Genomic DNA, 16269 nt, shown 5'->3' on the forward strand with positions numbered 1-16269 from the left:
GGGTGTCGTCCGCGGCTGCCGAGGCACTGTCGGTCGGCCTACTCGCCATCGTCATCGGGTTCGCAAGTCTGCGTCCGCGCGGGCTCCCCGAGGCGGTGGTCGCGGTCCCGGCGGCGCTGATCCTGATCGCGGTCGGCGCGGTTGGACCGAGCGCAGCGTGGGACGAGATCACCGACCTCGCGCCGGTCGTCGGGTTTTTGTGCGCGGTCCTCGTGCTCGCCCAGCTATGCGGAGCGGAGGGCTTGTTTCGTGCGGCGGGCGCATTGACGGCGCGGCGATCCAGTCGGGCGGGCCTGGCGGCGGCCCCGCGCCGCCTGCTCACCGCGGTGTTCGCCCTCGCCGCGGCGACCACGATCGTGCTGAGTCTGGACGCGACCGTCGTTCTCCTTACCCCTGTCGTGTTCGCGACCGCGGCACGGCTGGCCTTGCCGCCGCGCCCGCACGTGTACGCATGCACGCATCTGGCGAATTCGGCCTCGCTGTTGTTGCCGGTGTCGAATCTGACCAATCTGCTCGCGTTCTCCGCGCTCGACATTTCGTTCGGCAAGTTCGCGCTGCTGATGGCGCTGCCCAGCGTGGCGATCATCGCAGTCGAATATGTGGTGTTCCGGCGGTTCTTCGCCCCCGACCTCGCCGAGACGGCCGCTGTGCCCGAGTTCGCCGGGCAACCGCATATTCCACGGTTCCCGCTGGTGGTGCTCGTGCTGACCCTCGCCGGGTTCGTGGTGACATCGGGTTTCGGGCTGGAGCCGATCTGGGCCGCCGCGGCAGGTGCGCTGGTGTTGGGCGGGTATTCGCTGGCGCGCAAGCGGATCACGGCACGCGAGTTGGCGGCGTCGACGAGCGTTCCGTTTCTGCTGTTCGTCCTCGCGCTGGGTGTGGTGGTTCGAGCGGTGCTCGACAACGGACTCGGTGACGTGTTGTCCGATGTCGTCCCCACCGGATCCGGGTTCGTCGAGTTGCTCGCGCTCGCCGCCCTCGCCGCAGCGCTGGCAAATCTGATCAACAATCTGCCCGCCGCGCTCGTGCTGATTCCGCTGGCCGCGGCGGGCGGTCCGGCGCCGGCCCTTGCGGTGCTGCTCGGGGTGAATATCGGACCGAACCTCACGCATGCGGGCTCGTTGGCAACACTGTTGTGGCGTCGGGTGCTCACCGCGCACGGGGCAGCGGCGCCGCTGTCGGAGTTCGTCCGACTGGGGCTGCGGACGGTCGTGCCGGGGATAGTTGTGACCGTTGCCGCGCTGTGGGTTTCGGTTGGGATCTTCGGAACCTGAGCAAACGCTGGCACAGTGGTGCCATGACACATATCTCGCGGCGGATGTGGCAGTTGACCGAACCCCTGCACGCGGTCGTCTATTTCACGCCTGAGGGACGGAGCGCGACCGATGGCGTCGGATTGCGCGGCTTCTGGATGGGCTACTTCGCGAGTCGCGTGGCTCCGCTCGGCGCCGTCGGGCCGGCGATCGCGGTCTCGACGTTCTACGGTTTTCATCGCGGTCGGGCGCAGCGCGCACTGCCCGATGCGTGGGGATTCGCCCCCGTTGAGAATGTGCTGCGCGCGCGGACCGACGGCGCCACGGCCGCGCTGCGCCGGCTGCTGACGCCGACCGAGCCGGGCGCGCTCGCCGAGGCCGCCGATTTGCTCTGGACCGCAGCACAATCCGCCGACACGTCCGGCCGGGTGCTCGGCGCGGCGAACCAGGCGCTCCCCCGCCCGGCGGATCCGCTCGAGGCACTGTGGCAGGCGACGACAACTCTGCGCGAACAGCGCGGCGACGGTCATGTGGCCTGCCTGATCGCCGCGGACGTGTCACCGGCGGGCGGGCACATCCTGAAGATCGCGGCCGGCGAGGCGGACTCCGACCTGCTGCGCGCCGCGCGCGGCTGGCCCGACGACGAGTGGAACGCCGAGGTGGTCGCGCTGCGCGAGCGAGGCTGGATCGACACCACCGGCCGACTCACCGAGCGCGGCGCGGCAATTCGCGACGCCGTGGAGGTATCGACCGACCGCGCGGCAAGTAGTCCCTGGGACCGCCTCGGCGCCGAGAAGACCGACCGGCTCGCGGCATTGCTGCGGCCGATGGTTGCCCGGGTCGCCCATGCAGGAATCCTGCCGCAGCCCAACCCGATCGGGCTCGTGTTCGACGAGAAGTGAGTGTTCAGAACGGGGGCTCCTCGTCGTCGGTGGGGTCGGGTCTTTGCTGCCAAGCCAGCGGGCCGGAGCCGACCCGCGCCGCGAGTGTCGCGGCGGGTGCGCTGGTGAGCCCGGCCGTTGGTGTGGTGACGAGGTTGCGGCCGTAGCTGCTGCGCCAGGCCACGTGCCCGCCCGGTGTCATCTGGGCGTGCCAGAGTTTCATCGTTTTGAGTTGATGGTGAAACGCGCAGACGCACTGCAGGTTCGACGGCGCCGTCCAGCCACCGCGGTCGGGGCGGTGGTGATCGAACTCGACGACATGGTCGAGTTGGCAAGTGGCCGCGGGCGTACGACAGCCCGGAAACCGGCAGTGCCGGTCACGGGCGCGCACCACCGCGGTGGTGGCGGCGTCGGGGCGGTATTCGAGCGCGCCCGATGGTGGATGATGGTGTCCGCCGTGCCCGTTGCGGGGCGCGGCGTGGAAATGCCGGTCGAGTTCAGCGACGCCGTGGGTGGCGGCGGCGACGGTGCCGAACGGCGGCCGTGCGGGTGGGGCCGGCGTCCGGGGCGCGGGCACAACCCCACCGGGGCGCCGGGAGCCGCGGGCACGGAAGGTGCTGGTGCACAAGCGGTCCTGCGTCGGCGTCCGCCCGCTCATGGAGTCGCTCACGCTGCCCGGTGCGGGATCAGCAATGAGCCCTTCATCCGAGGCGATCTCGTGCAGCTCGGTGAGCATCCCCTGCCACGTTGCATCCGTGGCGAGCTGTCGCGCCAATTCCGGATCGATCGGCCCATGCCCGGGCAAGTAGGCCGGCTCCGAACGCAAACCAATCAGGGTGGCGACGTCGATCCCGATCTGCACCAACGGAGTCCGTCGACGCAGCGATGCGGGCCCGAGCGCCGCGGTGCAGTCCGAGCGGCCGCACTCGCAGCCCAGCCGATTCTCTCCGTGCACGAGGGCCAGGAATGCATCCACCATCCGGTACTGCCGGTTGCGCCGGTCCTGTCCGCACACCGTGCCCGCAACCTCGGTGACGCGCTGCCACGCCGCCTCGGCCTCCACCGGGGACAGATCCACTTCGAGCCGCGCAAGCGGACCGACCCGGCGTTTGCGGATGCGGCGATCGCGTTCGGCCTCCTCGCGGCGGGCGGCGACCTCCGCGGGCGCGATCCGGATCAGAATGGTGTCGATCTCGGCTGCCAACGGCCCGGGCGAAAGCACCCGCGCCGCGGCAAGCATGTCAGGCTCCGCCAACGCCACCGTGCCGGGTGTGAACCCGAGAGTGTCGTGCACGACGCGACGCACCCGCGCGAAATCCAGCTCACCCGCGGCGAAAGCCGCTCGCACCAACGGTAACCGCAGGCGCAGCTCCATCCCGACCACCGCGAAACCCTCGGCGACCGTCTTCGAACACCCCAACCGGACCGCGATCTCGGCCAGAGCATTGTTGCCGCAATCCACGAAGCAGTCTCGGCCCAGCTCGGCGTCGCGTTCGACCCAGGTCTCCCACAATCGCCCGGCCAGCACCACCTTCCGGTACGCCCCACAATTCTCCGCCACCGCGGCAGCAGCCAACTCGTCGAGCACAGCACCATCATCGAGCACAGCGGCATCGACAAGACCAACAGTTGAGCTCCCCCCGAGCGTCATACCACCACGCTAGTCGAACGTACGTGCGACAGCAAGGCCTGTGCATAACTCGTTCCAGAACACGTAAATTCAACGCCAACAACTACTTTCGTGGATATTAGGCGCAGAGGGGGTCGACCCCTAACCCGACGACGCGCTCTCTCACGTCATAGTGCACCTTCCCACGAGGGCCGAACGGTCCCAGGATGCCCATGGCAGGCACTGACGATCGAGCGCAGACGAGCGTGCGTTTCCGGGTACCCGTCGGTGCGCGACCGTAGCCTTCGGACATGACCAACAGCGCAGCGCCGATCGTGACGATGGTTCTCGCCGACCGCGACAGCAATCAGCAGACCGTCGAGCTACCCGGCCCCGGTGGAACAATCCGATTCGGCATCGGCGAGCCGGGACAACGCGCGGCGGTCTGGCGAGTCTGGGCGAACGAGGGCAAGAGCGACGTCTACGTCGGCGTGCGTGATCTGCTCGGCGAACAGAAGTGGAGCCTGCACGAGACCGGAGACTGGCGGCACCAATGGGTCAACCGTGAACGTGTCGCCGTGACGGGACAACGCATCATCGATCAGTGGGACCAACCCGCGCCCATGGGCGACACGGGATGGACGCGCGGCATCTCGGTCTGGGTGCGACACGAAGACGTCATCGACGTTCCCGACGACGAGAAACGAAGAACACCGAGATCGTCTGGGTGCCAGCACAACCGGACGGATTCGCCGTCGGGATGCACGTCGTCGTCGCGACGCCGAACGACATGTTCACCGATCTTCGCGGCGCGATACCCGTCGACGGGGTTCACGCTCGCCGACGGGCGCGTCGTGTTGCTCGTCGTGTCCCGTGAGAAGATCCGACGACGCGACGGCGGCGAGACTGGAGAACGATCGCGCTCGGGTCGTCGCTGCGGCGAGCGCGGCAGGTATCGATCTCGACTCGGTTCCCGCGCCGAGAATCTTGCTCGCGATGCAGAACGGCAACGGCGACCGGATCGCGTGGGATCTCGCGGCGAGGCCTTGACCGGCGACTGATCGGTGCGATGCTGACGTCATGCCGGCCGTGCGGCAGCGCGTACGCGAGCCGGTGCCGTTGCCGTCGGACCCGCCAGCGGACTTCGACGACCGAGCGTCGGCGATCGTTCGATCGCCTACTGCTCGACTTCGTGACGGCCACACTCGGCGACGTCGGTCAGGTCCGACTTCGGCGACGAGATCTCGTGCCGAACGACGCCACACCTGTTCGACCCCCGTCGCGCCGACGAAGGCATCGCCCCATCGCGTCGCCGATACGAACGAGCGCGCGAGATCTGCGCGGTCTGTCCAGCGCTCGCCCCATGCCGTTCCTGGGCCATGACAGTGCCGACCACGGCACTCGGCGGTCTACTGCCGAACGAGCGGTTAGCGCCCAAGATTGCACGATAATTGCACGGGCTTTTCGAAAAACGCTCTGAACTGCGTGGTTGTGGTGCCCCCGGCAGGATTCGAACCTGCGACCCTTCCTTTAGGAGAGGAATGCTCTATCCCCTGAGCTACGGGGGCTATCCCGCCACAAACTACCGCAACCGACCCGGAACCTTCACACCACACACACACAAATCCGGCCGGGTGCGGGAATCCCCACACCCGGCCGGACAGGTGAAAACGTCAGCGCGCGGGAACCGGCGTCGTGGTGGTCACCTCGGCGCCCTCACCCTCGGACCGCACTGCCTGCTGCTCGCCGGCCGCGACCTGCTTGACGGACGGGACGACATCCACCGGGCCGGCGACCTCGGCCGGAGCTTCGGTCGTGGCATCCGTTGTGCTCGCCTGCTCCGTCGTGGTGGTGGCCGTTGCCTCGCTCGTGCTCGTCGCCTGCGTGGTATCGGTCGTCGTGGGCGCACCCGTCGTGGTGGCCTGCTCGCTCGACTTGGTCGAGGCCACCTTCTGCGCCGAGGAGGCGGTCGTGCTCGCGGACTTCGGAGCCGTGGTCGGCGTCGCGGTCGCCGAGGCGGTCATCGTCGCGGCGAGCCCAACGGCGTCGGGGACCTCGGTGGTGCTCGGCTGCCCGTTCTGTGCCTGCTCGGCAAGCTGGGTCAGCCACGTGGCCGCGTACTGCGCCGAGGTCATGTTCTTGCCGTCGGCGGCGTTGGTGTCGTGCCAGTAATCGAAGTGGTGACCGGTGTCCGGGCCCAGCGTCAAGTTGTAGGGATCACTCTGCACCACCGCGATGGTGTTCTTGTTGTCTTCGATCGCACCGATGACCTCGTTGGCCATCTTCTTCGGCAGATAGGCGACGTTCAGGAGTTCGCCGGTGGTGAACTGCACGAGCTCACCGGCGGTCGCGGTGGCCTTCGGCTCGTAGTAAGGATCGGACACCTTGATCAGCACGTCGAGGAAGGTCTGGTCACTCTTCATCCAGTCGTCCTGAGTCGCGATCTCGTTCAGCGCGGCGAGCGCAATGCGACCGATCACAGCAGCGACCTGCGGACCGTTCGCGACAGTCAGCCCATCCTTCTGCAGGGAGTCCACATTGACCTGCCGGGCCACGTTGACGGCGAGCTGCAGCACCGAGGTGCTCTCGGGCAATGAGCAGGTGAGATCACCCTCCGAGCAGAACGACGCGACCTTGCCGTTCAGCGCACCGAAACTGCCCCCGGTGCCCTGCAGCGCGCCCTGGCCCGGCGCGACCGTCGTCCCATTCTGGTACGCGACATTGAACCCGTCCGGGTTCGCGTACGGGTCCTTCGCGCCGGGGAATGGCCCCTCACCGGCCGCGCGGCCCGCGTCCGCGAGGATGACGACGCCGACGACGGAGTTCGGATCGACGATCGTGATGTCGCCGGCTTCCTGGTTGCCGACGTCCATCGCGAGCCGGCGGGCGACGTCTGCGCCCTCGCTGTAGCCGACCACCGAGAATTTGGTGTTCGGGCATTCCTTGGCGATGGACTTCATCACGGTCTTCGAGTTCGCGACACCGGCGTCGACGGCATCCTCGTAGGAGGCCATGTTCGCCGGGTAGTCGACGTAGATCGCGGCGTACGAATCCGATCCGACCGCCGCGGTGGGCGCGTTGACGACCGGGTCGACCCAGTTGCTGCTGTAGTTGCCCGCCTTCGCCGCCGGGAGGACCGTGCCGTCCGCGGCCACAATGTACTGGTTGTTCGCATTCGAGCTCGGCACGTCACCGCGGCCGCCGATCGCGATGCTGACCATGTCGTAGCAGCCGGGGGCACCCGCGCCGGTGAGCACGGACTCGAATGCATCGGGAGTGGACTGGCTCAGGAACGGAGTCGCGACGAGAACCGCGACGCCCATCGCTCCCGGGACCAAGATTGCCGGCTTCGTCCACTTACGCTTCCGACCGGCCGATTCGGCGTTTTCATCCGCCGCGCGATCCCGGAAAATTCGCAGTGCCATAACAGTTCCCCATTCTCTCGACGGACGCATCACGCCGTCCGTCGGTTCCCCGACCAATGATCAACTTGTCGGGGCAGGAGAGGCCACTGTTACAGCCGCGACGGTGACGAGTCTATCTCGCGACGCTGCACAGCGAACGAACGCCGACCCAACCGGGTTTCCGGCTGGGTCGGCGCTGGTGAGGCTGCGGTCAGGGCGAAGGCACCGCCGCTGCGGCGGCGTCCTCGGTCGGCTGACTGTCGGCAGGAATCACTTCCTCGGCGGTGGCCGCCGACTGCCTGGTGGTTGTGGTGGTGGTGGTGACCGCCGACTGCTTGGTCGCGGTGGCCGGAGCCGCCGCCGTGGTGGTCGTGGTCGTCTCCACAGCTTCGACGGTGGCCTCGGCAGCTGCCGTAGACGTTGTCCCGGCCTCCGCGGCGGAATCGGCCGACAGGGCGTCGCTCGCTTGCGTCGTCGGGATGGCAGTCGGTGTCGCGGTCTCGGTCTCGGTCGAGGCCGCAGTCTCGCTGGAGGCCGCAGACTCGCTGGATGCCGCAAGCTCGACCGCGTCCGGCACCTCGGTGGTGCTCGGTTGCCCCTGCTCGGCCTCCTGGGCCAGCTGCGTCAACCATGCCGCCGCGTACTCGGCCGATGTCAGCGGCTTGCCGTTCGCGGCATCGGCGTCGCGCCAGTAGTCGAAGTGGTGGCCCACACCCTGTTCGAGGGTCTGGTTGTACGGATCGCTCTGGACGACCTGGATGAGGTTCCGATTGTCCTCGATAAGCCCGACGACCTCATTGACCAACTTTGCCGGCAGGTAGGCCACGTAGAGCAGTTGGTTGGTGGTGAACTGCACGAGCTCGACCGGAGTGACGATCGCGCCCGGCTGGTACGACGGGTCCGACACCTTGACCAGCACGTCGAGGAAGGTTTCGTCGCTCTTCATCCAGTTGTCTTGCTTCGCAATATCATTGAACGCAAGGAGGGCAACTCGACCGAAGGCGATGGCGACGTCCGCGCCGGTCGCAAGCGTCAGCCCGTCCTCATCGATGGCATCGACGTTGACCTGGCGCGCCACGTTCAGCAGCAGCCGAAGTAGCGCGATGTCTTCCGAAGCCGAGCAGGTGAAGTCGCCTTCCGAGCAGAACGCGGCCACCTTGCCGTTGAGGGCGCCGAAGCTACCCCCCGACACCAAACCATGGCCGCCGGCTGCGTTGCCGCCGTCCTGGTACGCAACGTCGAAGTTGTCCGGGTGGCCGAATTCGTTCGCTGCGCCCGGGAACGGACCTTCGCCGGCCGAACGCCCCGCATCGGCGAGAATTACCACTCCGACCACCGAGTTCGGGTCGACGATGGTGATGTCGTCGGCGGGCTGGTTGCCAATCTCCATCGCAACACGCCGAGCAACGTCGGCACCTTCGCTGTATCCAACGACGGCGAACTTGGTGTCCGGGCATTCCTTGGCAATCGACTTCATCACCGTCTCGGCGTTGTCCACGCCGGCGTTGACCGCCTCCTCGTACGTGGCCAAGTTCGCCGGATAGTCGACGTAGATCGCGGCGTACGAATCCGATCCAACCGCTCCGTTCGGCGCGTTGACCACGGGCTTCAGCCAGCCGCTGTCGAAATCACCCGCTTTCGCCGCGGGGAGGACCGTGCCGTCCGCGGCCACGATGAACTGGTTGTTCGCATTCGAGCTCGGCGTATCGCCCTTCCCAGCGATCGCGATGCTGACCATGTCGTAGCAACCGGGTGCACCGGCGCCGGTGAGGACGGACTCGTATCCGTCGTGCACAGGCTGGCTCAGGAAGGGTGCGGCCGCGAGGACAGCGAGCCCCATGGCCCCCGGCACGAGAATCGCCGGCCGCGCCCACTTCCGTCTGCGACCTGCACCGTCGGAGGCACTACCCTCCGAACGGCCCTGATGAATGCTCCTGCCCATACCTGAACCCCATTCCTCGGCATGTGCAGCGCAACCCACCGATCAACTTGAACGTTTGACCAAGTGTCGGGAACGCAGGAGCAGCCGTTAACGCGGCGACGTTGTTAGAATGCTCACAAGTCGGTCGAGGCTCTGCGACCACCCTTCCCTCGCACCGTCCTCGAAGCTCAGCGGACCGGGTGCCAGCAGATGAAAAGTCATGGTCGTCTTGCCGTCGAGTTCGACGAAAGTCACGGTGATGAGCGATTCGTGATCCTCGTCACTGTCGAGTGTCGGGTCACCCCAGGTGAACACGAGGCGTTCGGGCTCGACCATCTCGACGAAGTGCCCGGCCGAGACGTACTCCGTGCCGTCCGCGTCGTTGATCATCGTCATGCGTTGCGGGTCGCCCGGTTCGGTGCCGAGCACGATGGACGACACAGGTGTCGTGAAACCGCGCGGACCAGCCCATTTGGCCATCTGTTCGGGATCGGTCCAGGCCCGGAAGACCAGCTCGCGGGGCGCGTCGAACTCGCGGACGATGGTGAATTCGCGATCGCTCATGACTCGCCCTCCTCCTCGCCGCGCATCCACGCCGGCGCCCCGCCGGGGAATCGGGTCTCGAAGTCGAGCACACCAACCCAGCTGGGCCGCAACGCGATTCGCTCCATTCGCGGCGCTCGCTCGGCAACCGCGGCCAGATACTCGGCCACCGGCTCGGCACCGCCCTTGCGCATGGCCTGCGCGTATTCGGGCAGCAGGCCGTCGGATTCGGTCACGTCCGCCCGCCCACGCAGGAGCAGTACATGCGGCGGCGCCTCGTTGGTGTCGATGGTGACCGCGACGTCCGGGTGCGAACGGATCGCGCGGGCCTTGTGCGAGGGCGCGAAGCCGCTCATTACGAGTTCGTCGCCATTCCACACGAAATTGATCGGAACCACCCGCGGCGTCCCGTCCGCTGCCGTGAACGCCAGGCGCGCGGGCAGGTTCGCCGCGAGCAAATCCTGGGCCGTGTCCGTTTCGAGCAACGCAACGTCGCCCTGAGCAAGTTCGGTCATGATTGCCGTCCCTTCTGCTGGATCTCCCGGAGATGGTCATCGAGAAGGTCGAACTTCGACTCCCAGAAGCGGCGGTAGTCGTCGAGCCAGCCGGTCGCTTCACCGAGCGGTCTGGCTTCGAGTCGGCACGGTCGCCATTGCGCGTCGCGGCCGCGCGAGATGAGCCCGGCACGCTCGAGCACCTTCAGGTGCTTCGAAATCGCCGGCAGGCTCATCTCGAACGGCTCGGCCAATTGCGTCACGGTCGCCTCGCCGTCCGCGAGACGGGCGAGGATCGCCCGTCTCGTCGGGTCGGCCAGTGCGGCGAACGTGACGTTCAACCGGTCTTCGGCCTGCATCCTTAACCACCTAGTTAATTAACCGATGGGTTAAGAGTAGGCGCGACGCGCTCTGCGGTCAAGACGGCTGCAACAGCGGATTCTTGCGGAAATCCCAGCTCACCACTTTCTCCGGGACCACCCGCAGCCACGCATGCCTGCCATCGGCGAAGAAGGTGTCACCGCCTAGATATTTGCGCGCGAACAGCAACTCCGGCCGCGCGACCTGCTCGTCCGGGTCGCTGCCGCGCGGCACGTCGGCCACCGGCTCCGCGCGACCGAGCAACTCGACCCCACGCAACTCGTGGAACTGTTCGCCCGCATCGACGACGATGCTCACCCGCGGATCGCGGATCACGTCGGTCCAGCGCTGGCTCTTGACGATGGAGTTCAGCCACAGCGCGGTCCCGTCCCAGACGAACCAGAGCGGGCCGACGTGCGGACGCCCGTCCGCGCCGACGGTCGCAACCCGGCAGGTGTGCTCCCCTGCGAGGAATTCGTCGCGCTCCTGCGCCGTCATGGCGATCTTGCGGCCTCGGCGCTGCTCCTTGGGTTCCGGCCCGTTCGGTTGTGTCATGGTGCGTCGATCCCTTTCGTCGGTATTGCGTGCATGCGGTACTGCCCGAACTCTGCCCGGCATCGGTCAGCGTGTTCAATAGCTGGAGGCAACGGGGGCTGCAGGCAAGGGCAGTGGGGCGCCAGAGGGGCAACGAGAGAGCGGTTTTGCATGTTCGTACTCGCGCAGATCAGCGACCCGCATTTCGACGGCGGAACGCGGAACTACGAGCGCGCCGCGGCCGTCATGCGGTTCCTGGACGCCCTGCCGCGCCCGGCCGACGCGATCATCGTCACCGGCGACGTCGCCGATCTCGGCACCGCGGCCGAATACGCGCAGGCCGCCGAGGTGCTCACCTCGACCGTCCCGCTCTGTATCGGGCCGGGCAACCACGACGACCGGCGCGCATTCCGGGCCGGGCTACTCGGCAGCGCGCCCAGCGATGCGCCGATCAATCAGCAGCTGCGCGTCGGCGACGTACTCATCGCGATGTGCGACTCGTCGATCCCCGGCCGTCCCGAGGGCGAACTCGACGACAGCACCATCGCCTGGGTGCGCGACCTGCTCGACGAGAGCGCACCGGACGACCGGATCCTGCTCGCCTTCCATCACCCACCGGTGGAGCTGTTCAGTCCGCTCGTCGATCCGATCCGGCTCGGCCGCACCGAAGCCCTGGCCGAGATCCTGCGCGGCGACGACCGCATCATCGGCACGCTGTGCGGCCACGCGCACACGGCCGCCACGACGACATTCGCCGGCAAGCCGCTGGTCGTGGCGCCGAGCGTCGCATCGGTCATCGGGCCCGTCTGGGAGGTCGGGGCCCGCGACATGCCGGTCGTGGACTACGCGCCGCCGCCGACCATCGCGATGCACGTCCTCGACGGCCGGCGCCTGATCACCCACCTTCGCGTAATCGCCTGACTCCCAGCGCCTCCGCGCGGCGGCCGCGCTGGAACGCCGCGGGCGTGGTCCCGGTCCAGCGCTTGAACGCATAGATGAAACTCGACGCCTCCGCATAGCCGAGCCGCACCGCGACATCGGACACGCTCAACGGTGTCGTGCCGAGCATCTCCTCGGCGAGCGCCTGGCGCACCTCGTCGAGCAGGTCGCGATAGCTGGTCCCGGCGTCGGAAAGCCGGCGCCGCAGCGTTCGGACGCTGACGTTGAGCGCGTGCGCGACCTCCTCGATACCGGCGGGCGCGCCACTCACCCGAATGAGCCGGTCCCGCACCTCGTGCGCAATACCGGTGCGTTCCCGCCGGCGCGTCACCAGATCGCGGCACTGCGCCTCGCACATCGACAGCGTGTGCGAGTTCGACTGCGGCAGTGGCCGTTCCAACTCGGCCGGATCGAACACGAACAGGTTCGCCGGCCGCCCGAACTGCGGCTCGACCCCGAATATCTCCGTGAACCGGTCCGTATACCGAGGCCGATCGAACTTGAATTCCATTCGCCGCAAGGGCAATCCGTCGCCGAGTAGATCGGTCATCACGACATACATCGCGGTCAGGTCGCGTTCGACCAGGAACTGCCGCACGTCGGAGGGCACACCTTCGTCGTGCAGGTTGCCCGCGGTCTCCCCCGGGCGCTGTTCCACGGTCGGGATACAGAAGGTGAAGCTCAGTTCCAGGTAGCGCAGTGCGAGCGTGATCGCGTCCCACAGCGTCGGGCTGGAAACGCACGCGAAGCCGAAGATGCCGAACGTGGTGACCCGGTACCGGGCGCCCAGCTGCAATCCGACCGCCGGTTCCCCGCCGAGCGTGCGGACCAGATTGCGCACCACAGCCAGCTCCAGGCCGGCATCGATCTGCGCGTCCGGGTCGGCAAGAATCGCCCCGGTCAGCCCGGTTCCGGCCAGCGCGGTCCGCTCGTCCACACCGTGTTCGGCGGCGAATCGCACCATCAGGGCAACGCTCGCCACGCTGCGCGGGAAATGCCAGTCCAGCACGCCGGGGGGAACAACATCGAGCGCCATCCCGCAATTATGGCCGAAAATCTCGATTTCCTGTCCCGCGTTCTCTCTCGCGCGGCGCGGCTCGCGCCATAGCATCGACCGCGATCAAGGAAGTGGAGGTGGACGGATGTCCCCGACGAAGCAGCCATCCGTGCTCATTATCGGCGCCGGTTTCGGTGGCCTGGGCATGGCCATGGAGCTGCAGAAGCACGGCTTCGGCGAGTTCACGATCCTGGAGCGCGCGGCCGACCTCGGCGGCGTCTGGCGGGAGAACACCTACCCCGGCGCCGGCTGCGACATCCCGTCACCGCTGTACTCGTACTCCTACGAGCCGCGCACCGACTGGCCGCGCCGGTTCTCGATGCAGAGCGACATCCTCGAGTACATGCGCGACGTCGCCGACCGACGCGGACTCACGGAGCGAATCCGGTTCGGCAGCGAGGTCACCGATGCCGAGTACGACGAGCCGACCCGCTCCTGGACCGTGCGCACCGCCGACGGCGCGACGCGGACCGCCGACGTGCTGGTGACCGCGGTGGGCCAGCTCTCCCGGCCGTCGCTGCCCGCCATCCCCGGTATCGAGACCTTCACCGGCCCGGCCTTCCACTCCGCCGAGTGGGATCACGATGTCGACCTGACGGGCAAGACGGTCGCCGTGGTCGGCACCGGCGCAAGCGCAGTACAGTTCGTGCCCGCGATCCAGCCGCAGGTCGAGCACATGACCGTGTTCCAGCGCTCGGCCGCGTGGGTGGTCGGCAAAAAGGACGTCGAGTACACGAAGTTCCACCACTGGCTCTTCAAGTGGGTCCCGCCGGTCCGGCTGGCCGAGCGCTTCTCGATCTGGCTGCTGGTCGAGTTCCTCTCGCTCGGCCTGGTCGACATCAAAGCCATTCAGCCGCTGGTGATCCGGATGGCGACCAACAAGCTGAGCGAAGAGGTCACCGATCCGGAGCTGCGCGCCAAGCTCACGCCCGACTACCCCGCGGGCTGTAAGCGAGGCCTTTTCTCGAACGCGTACTACCCCGCGCTGACCCAGCCCAACGTCACCGTGGAAACCACCGCCATCGAGGCCGTCACCCCGAACGGGGTCCGTACCACCGACGGCGTCGAGCACCCCGCCGACGTAATCGTCTACGGCACCGGATTCAAGGCCACCGAATTCCTCTGGCCGATGAACCTTTACGGCCGTGGCGGCCGCAAACTCGCCGATGTGTGGAATCCCGCGGGCGGTCGCGCCTACCTGGGCATGGCAGTGCCGGACTTCCCGAACCTGTTCATGATGTACGGGCCGAACACCAATCTCGGTGTCGGATCGATCGTCTACATGCTCGAGTCGCAGGCACGTTACATCCGCCAGGCCGTGCAGGCCATCGCCGACCGCCCCGACCGAGCGCTGGCGGTGCGACCCGACGTGGAGCAGCGCTTCGATCGCAAATTGCAGGCCCGGCTCGATCGCAGCCCATGGAACTTCTGCGCGAGCTGGTACCGCAACGCATCCGGGCGAATCACCAACAACTGGCCTGGCACGGTGACGCAATACCGCCTGCGCACCCGCAAGTTCGACGCGGCCGATTACGAAGAACGAAAGGCAAGCTGACCATGCCGCACTACGACGTGTTGGTGATCGGATCCGGTTTCGGCGGAAGCGTTTCCGCGCTCCGACTGACCGAGAAGGGTTACCGGGTCGGCGTGCTCGAGCAGGGCCGCCGCTTCGCCGATGACGAGTTCGCCAAGAACAACTGGCATCTGCGCGAGTACCTGTGGGCGCCGAAGTTCGGTTGCTTCGGCATCCAGCGCATGACGCTGCTGAAGAACACCTTCATCATGAGCGGCACCGGCGTCGGCGGCGGCTCGCTGGTCTATGCCAACACGCTCTACCAGCCGCCGGACAAGTTTTTCGCCGACAAGCAGTGGTCGCACATCACCGACTGGCAGTCCGAGCTCGCGCCGCATTACGACCAGGCGACCCGGATGCTCGGAGTGGTCACCAACCCGGCCACCACCCCGGCCGACCGCGTGCTGCAGGAAGTCGCAGCGGACCTGGGCATCTCGGACACCTACCACCCGACCCCGGTCGGAGTTCTGTTTGCGGGCAATGGAACTCGTCCCGGAGGCGAGGTGGAGGACCCGTACTTCGGTGGTGTCGGCCCAGCCCGGCGTACCTGTACGCACTGCGGCGAATGCATGACCGGCTGCCGGCACAATGCGAAGAACACCTTGGTGAAGAACTATCTGTACCTGGCCGAAAAGGCCGGTGCGCAGGTGCATCCGCTCACCACCGTCACCACTGTGCGACCGCTGACCGGTGGCGGGTTCGCCGTCGAAACCGTCCGGACCGGACGCTGGGTGCGCAAGCGCAAGCAGACGTTCACCGCCGATCAGGTGATCTTCGCGGCAGCGTCGCTGGGTACCCAGCGACTGCTGCACAGCCAGCGCGATCGCGGTGTGCTGCCCAACATTTCGTCGCGTCTGGGCGAACTGACCCGCACCAACTCGGAGGCGGTGCTCGCGGCGCGCTCGCTGCGCGACGACACCGATTTCACCAAGGGTGTGGCGATCACGTCATCGATCCACCCCGATGCGGTCACCCACGTCGAGCCGGTGCGCTATGGCAAGGGCAGCAACTTCATGGGCCTGATGACCACCGTGCTGGTCGACGCCCAGGAGGGGAAGAAGCGCTGGGTGCTCGGGGCGCGCGAACTGGGCCGCAACTGGAACAAGCTGCACAAGCTGCACAACCCGCGGCACTGGTCGGAGCGCATGATCGGCCTTCTCGTCATGCAGAACGTGGACAACTCGATCACCACGTACACCAAACGTGGCGTACTCGGCCGCAAGATGACCACCAAACAGGGTGTGGGCGAACCGAATCCGGTGTGGATCCCCGAGGGCAACGAGGTGACCCGCCGGGTCGCCGAGAAGATCGGCGGCCTGCCGCAGGGCTCCATCACCGAACTGGCGAACATCCCGATCACCGGCCACTTCATCGGTGGCTGCCCGATCGGCGACTCCCCCGCGACCGGGGTCGTCGACCCGTACCAGCGGTTGTACGGCTACGACGGCCTGCACGTCATCGACGGCTCGACGATCACCGCGAACCTCGGGGTGAACCCGTCGCTGACCATCACCGCGCAGTCCGAGCGGGCCATCGCGATGTGGCCGAACAAGGGCGAGGCGGATCGGCGTCCGCCGCTCGGCGCGCCGTATCAGCGGATCGATCCGATCGCGCCGCGCACGCCCGTGGTGCCGGAAAGTGCGCCCGGCGCGTTGCGGCTGTCGATCACCCCCGTCACCCGGAGCGCGAGCGCCTGAGCGG

At 67.3% G+C, this 16269-nt stretch carries 15 protein-coding genes and 1 tRNA gene; 7 read left to right on the forward strand and 9 right to left on the reverse strand.

Features of this window, described 5'->3' with window-relative positions:
• The first annotated feature begins 2 nt into the window (after positions 1–2).
• Together OG921_RS20915 and OG921_RS20920 are read left to right on the forward strand one after the other, a co-directional pair.
• Positions 3–1274 carry an SLC13 family permease gene (locus OG921_RS20915; RefSeq protein ID WP_266114448.1) on the forward strand — a complete coding sequence of 424 codons (1272 nt, stop codon included), beginning with the start codon at positions 3–5 and terminating at the stop codon, positions 1272–1274.
• Positions 1275–1297: 23 nt separating this feature from the next.
• On the forward strand, positions 1298–2155 hold the full coding sequence (locus OG921_RS20920) for a hypothetical protein (RefSeq protein WP_266114449.1): 858 nt from the start codon (positions 1298–1300) through the stop codon (positions 2153–2155).
• Between the two features lie 4 nt (positions 2156–2159).
• Here OG921_RS20920 and OG921_RS20925 read toward each other — a convergent pair whose 3' ends face one another.
• The gene (locus OG921_RS20925) at positions 2160–3785 is read right to left on the reverse strand and encodes an HNH endonuclease signature motif containing protein (RefSeq protein ID WP_266114450.1); all 1626 of its coding nucleotides are present in this window, start codon (positions 3783–3785) and stop codon (positions 2160–2162) included.
• Between the two features lie 269 nt (positions 3786–4054).
• Between OG921_RS20925 and OG921_RS20930 the strand changes: the two genes are divergently transcribed.
• Together OG921_RS20930 and OG921_RS26740 are read left to right on the forward strand one after the other, a co-directional pair.
• Entirely contained in the window at positions 4055–4804 is a 750-nt protein-coding gene (locus OG921_RS20930) for a hypothetical protein (RefSeq protein ID WP_266114451.1), read from the forward strand.
• 180 nt (positions 4805–4984) lie between these two features.
• Positions 4985–5194 (forward strand): WhiB family transcriptional regulator, encoded by a 210-nt coding sequence (locus OG921_RS26740; RefSeq protein ID WP_353962102.1) that lies wholly within the window; start codon positions 4985–4987, stop codon positions 5192–5194.
• A 41-nt stretch (positions 5195–5235) separates the two neighbouring features.
• Here the strand turns inward: OG921_RS26740 and OG921_RS20935 are convergent.
• The 7 genes from OG921_RS20935 to OG921_RS20965 all read right to left on the reverse strand — a co-directional run bounded on the left by OG921_RS20935 (position 5236) and on the right by OG921_RS20965 (position 11020).
• A tRNA-Arg gene (locus tag OG921_RS20935) sits at positions 5236–5311 on the reverse strand.
• Positions 5312–5416: 105 nt separating this feature from the next.
• Positions 5417–7066 carry a cutinase family protein gene (locus OG921_RS20940; protein ID WP_266114452.1) on the reverse strand — a complete coding sequence of 550 codons (1650 nt, stop codon included), beginning with the start codon at positions 7064–7066 and terminating at the stop codon, positions 5417–5419.
• A 292-nt stretch (positions 7067–7358) separates the two neighbouring features.
• Positions 7359–8987 carry a cutinase family protein gene (locus OG921_RS20945; RefSeq protein WP_266114453.1) on the reverse strand — a complete coding sequence of 543 codons (1629 nt, stop codon included), beginning with the start codon at positions 8985–8987 and terminating at the stop codon, positions 7359–7361.
• A gap of 189 nt (positions 8988–9176) precedes the next feature.
• On the reverse strand, positions 9177–9632 hold the full coding sequence (locus OG921_RS20950; RefSeq protein WP_266114454.1) for an SRPBCC domain-containing protein: 456 nt from the start codon (positions 9630–9632) through the stop codon (positions 9177–9179).
• Positions 9629–10126: a pyridoxamine 5'-phosphate oxidase family protein gene (locus OG921_RS20955; protein WP_266114455.1), complete on the reverse strand. Its 498-nt coding sequence runs from the start codon at positions 10124–10126 to the stop codon at positions 9629–9631. The genes OG921_RS20950 and OG921_RS20955 overlap by 4 nt, the downstream gene beginning before the upstream one ends.
• A complete protein-coding gene (locus OG921_RS20960) occupies positions 10123–10464 on the reverse strand; it encodes a helix-turn-helix transcriptional regulator (RefSeq protein ID WP_266114456.1) in 342 nt (113 codons plus the stop codon). The genes OG921_RS20955 and OG921_RS20960 overlap by 4 nt, the downstream gene beginning before the upstream one ends.
• A gap of 58 nt (positions 10465–10522) precedes the next feature.
• Positions 10523–11020, reverse strand: coding sequence for a pyridoxamine 5'-phosphate oxidase family protein (locus tag OG921_RS20965; RefSeq protein WP_266114457.1), 498 nt, complete (start codon positions 11018–11020; stop codon positions 10523–10525).
• Between the two features lie 150 nt (positions 11021–11170).
• Between OG921_RS20965 and OG921_RS20970 the strand changes: the two genes are divergently transcribed.
• Positions 11171–11920 (forward strand): metallophosphoesterase, encoded by a 750-nt coding sequence (locus tag OG921_RS20970; RefSeq protein WP_266114458.1) that lies wholly within the window; start codon positions 11171–11173, stop codon positions 11918–11920.
• On the opposite strand, the gene OG921_RS20975 is transcribed toward OG921_RS20970, so the two are convergent.
• Positions 11895–12974 carry an AraC family transcriptional regulator gene (locus tag OG921_RS20975; protein WP_266114459.1) on the reverse strand — a complete coding sequence of 360 codons (1080 nt, stop codon included), beginning with the start codon at positions 12972–12974 and terminating at the stop codon, positions 11895–11897. The genes OG921_RS20970 and OG921_RS20975 overlap by 26 nt on opposite strands.
• Before the next feature lie 106 nt (positions 12975–13080).
• On the opposite strand from OG921_RS20975, the gene OG921_RS20980 reads away from it, so the two are divergent.
• Both OG921_RS20980 and OG921_RS20985 read left to right on the forward strand, forming a co-directional pair.
• The gene (locus OG921_RS20980; protein WP_266114460.1) at positions 13081–14550 is read left to right on the forward strand and encodes an NAD(P)/FAD-dependent oxidoreductase; all 1470 of its coding nucleotides are present in this window, start codon (positions 13081–13083) and stop codon (positions 14548–14550) included.
• A 2-nt stretch (positions 14551–14552) separates the two neighbouring features.
• A complete protein-coding gene (locus OG921_RS20985; RefSeq protein ID WP_266114461.1) occupies positions 14553–16265 on the forward strand; it encodes a GMC oxidoreductase in 1713 nt (570 codons plus the stop codon).
• Positions 16266–16269: the final 4 nt, after the last annotated feature.

It is taken from the genome of Aldersonia sp. NBC_00410, from assembly GCF_026342035.1.
Classification (GTDB): Bacteria; Actinomycetota; Actinomycetes; order Mycobacteriales; family Mycobacteriaceae; genus Aldersonia.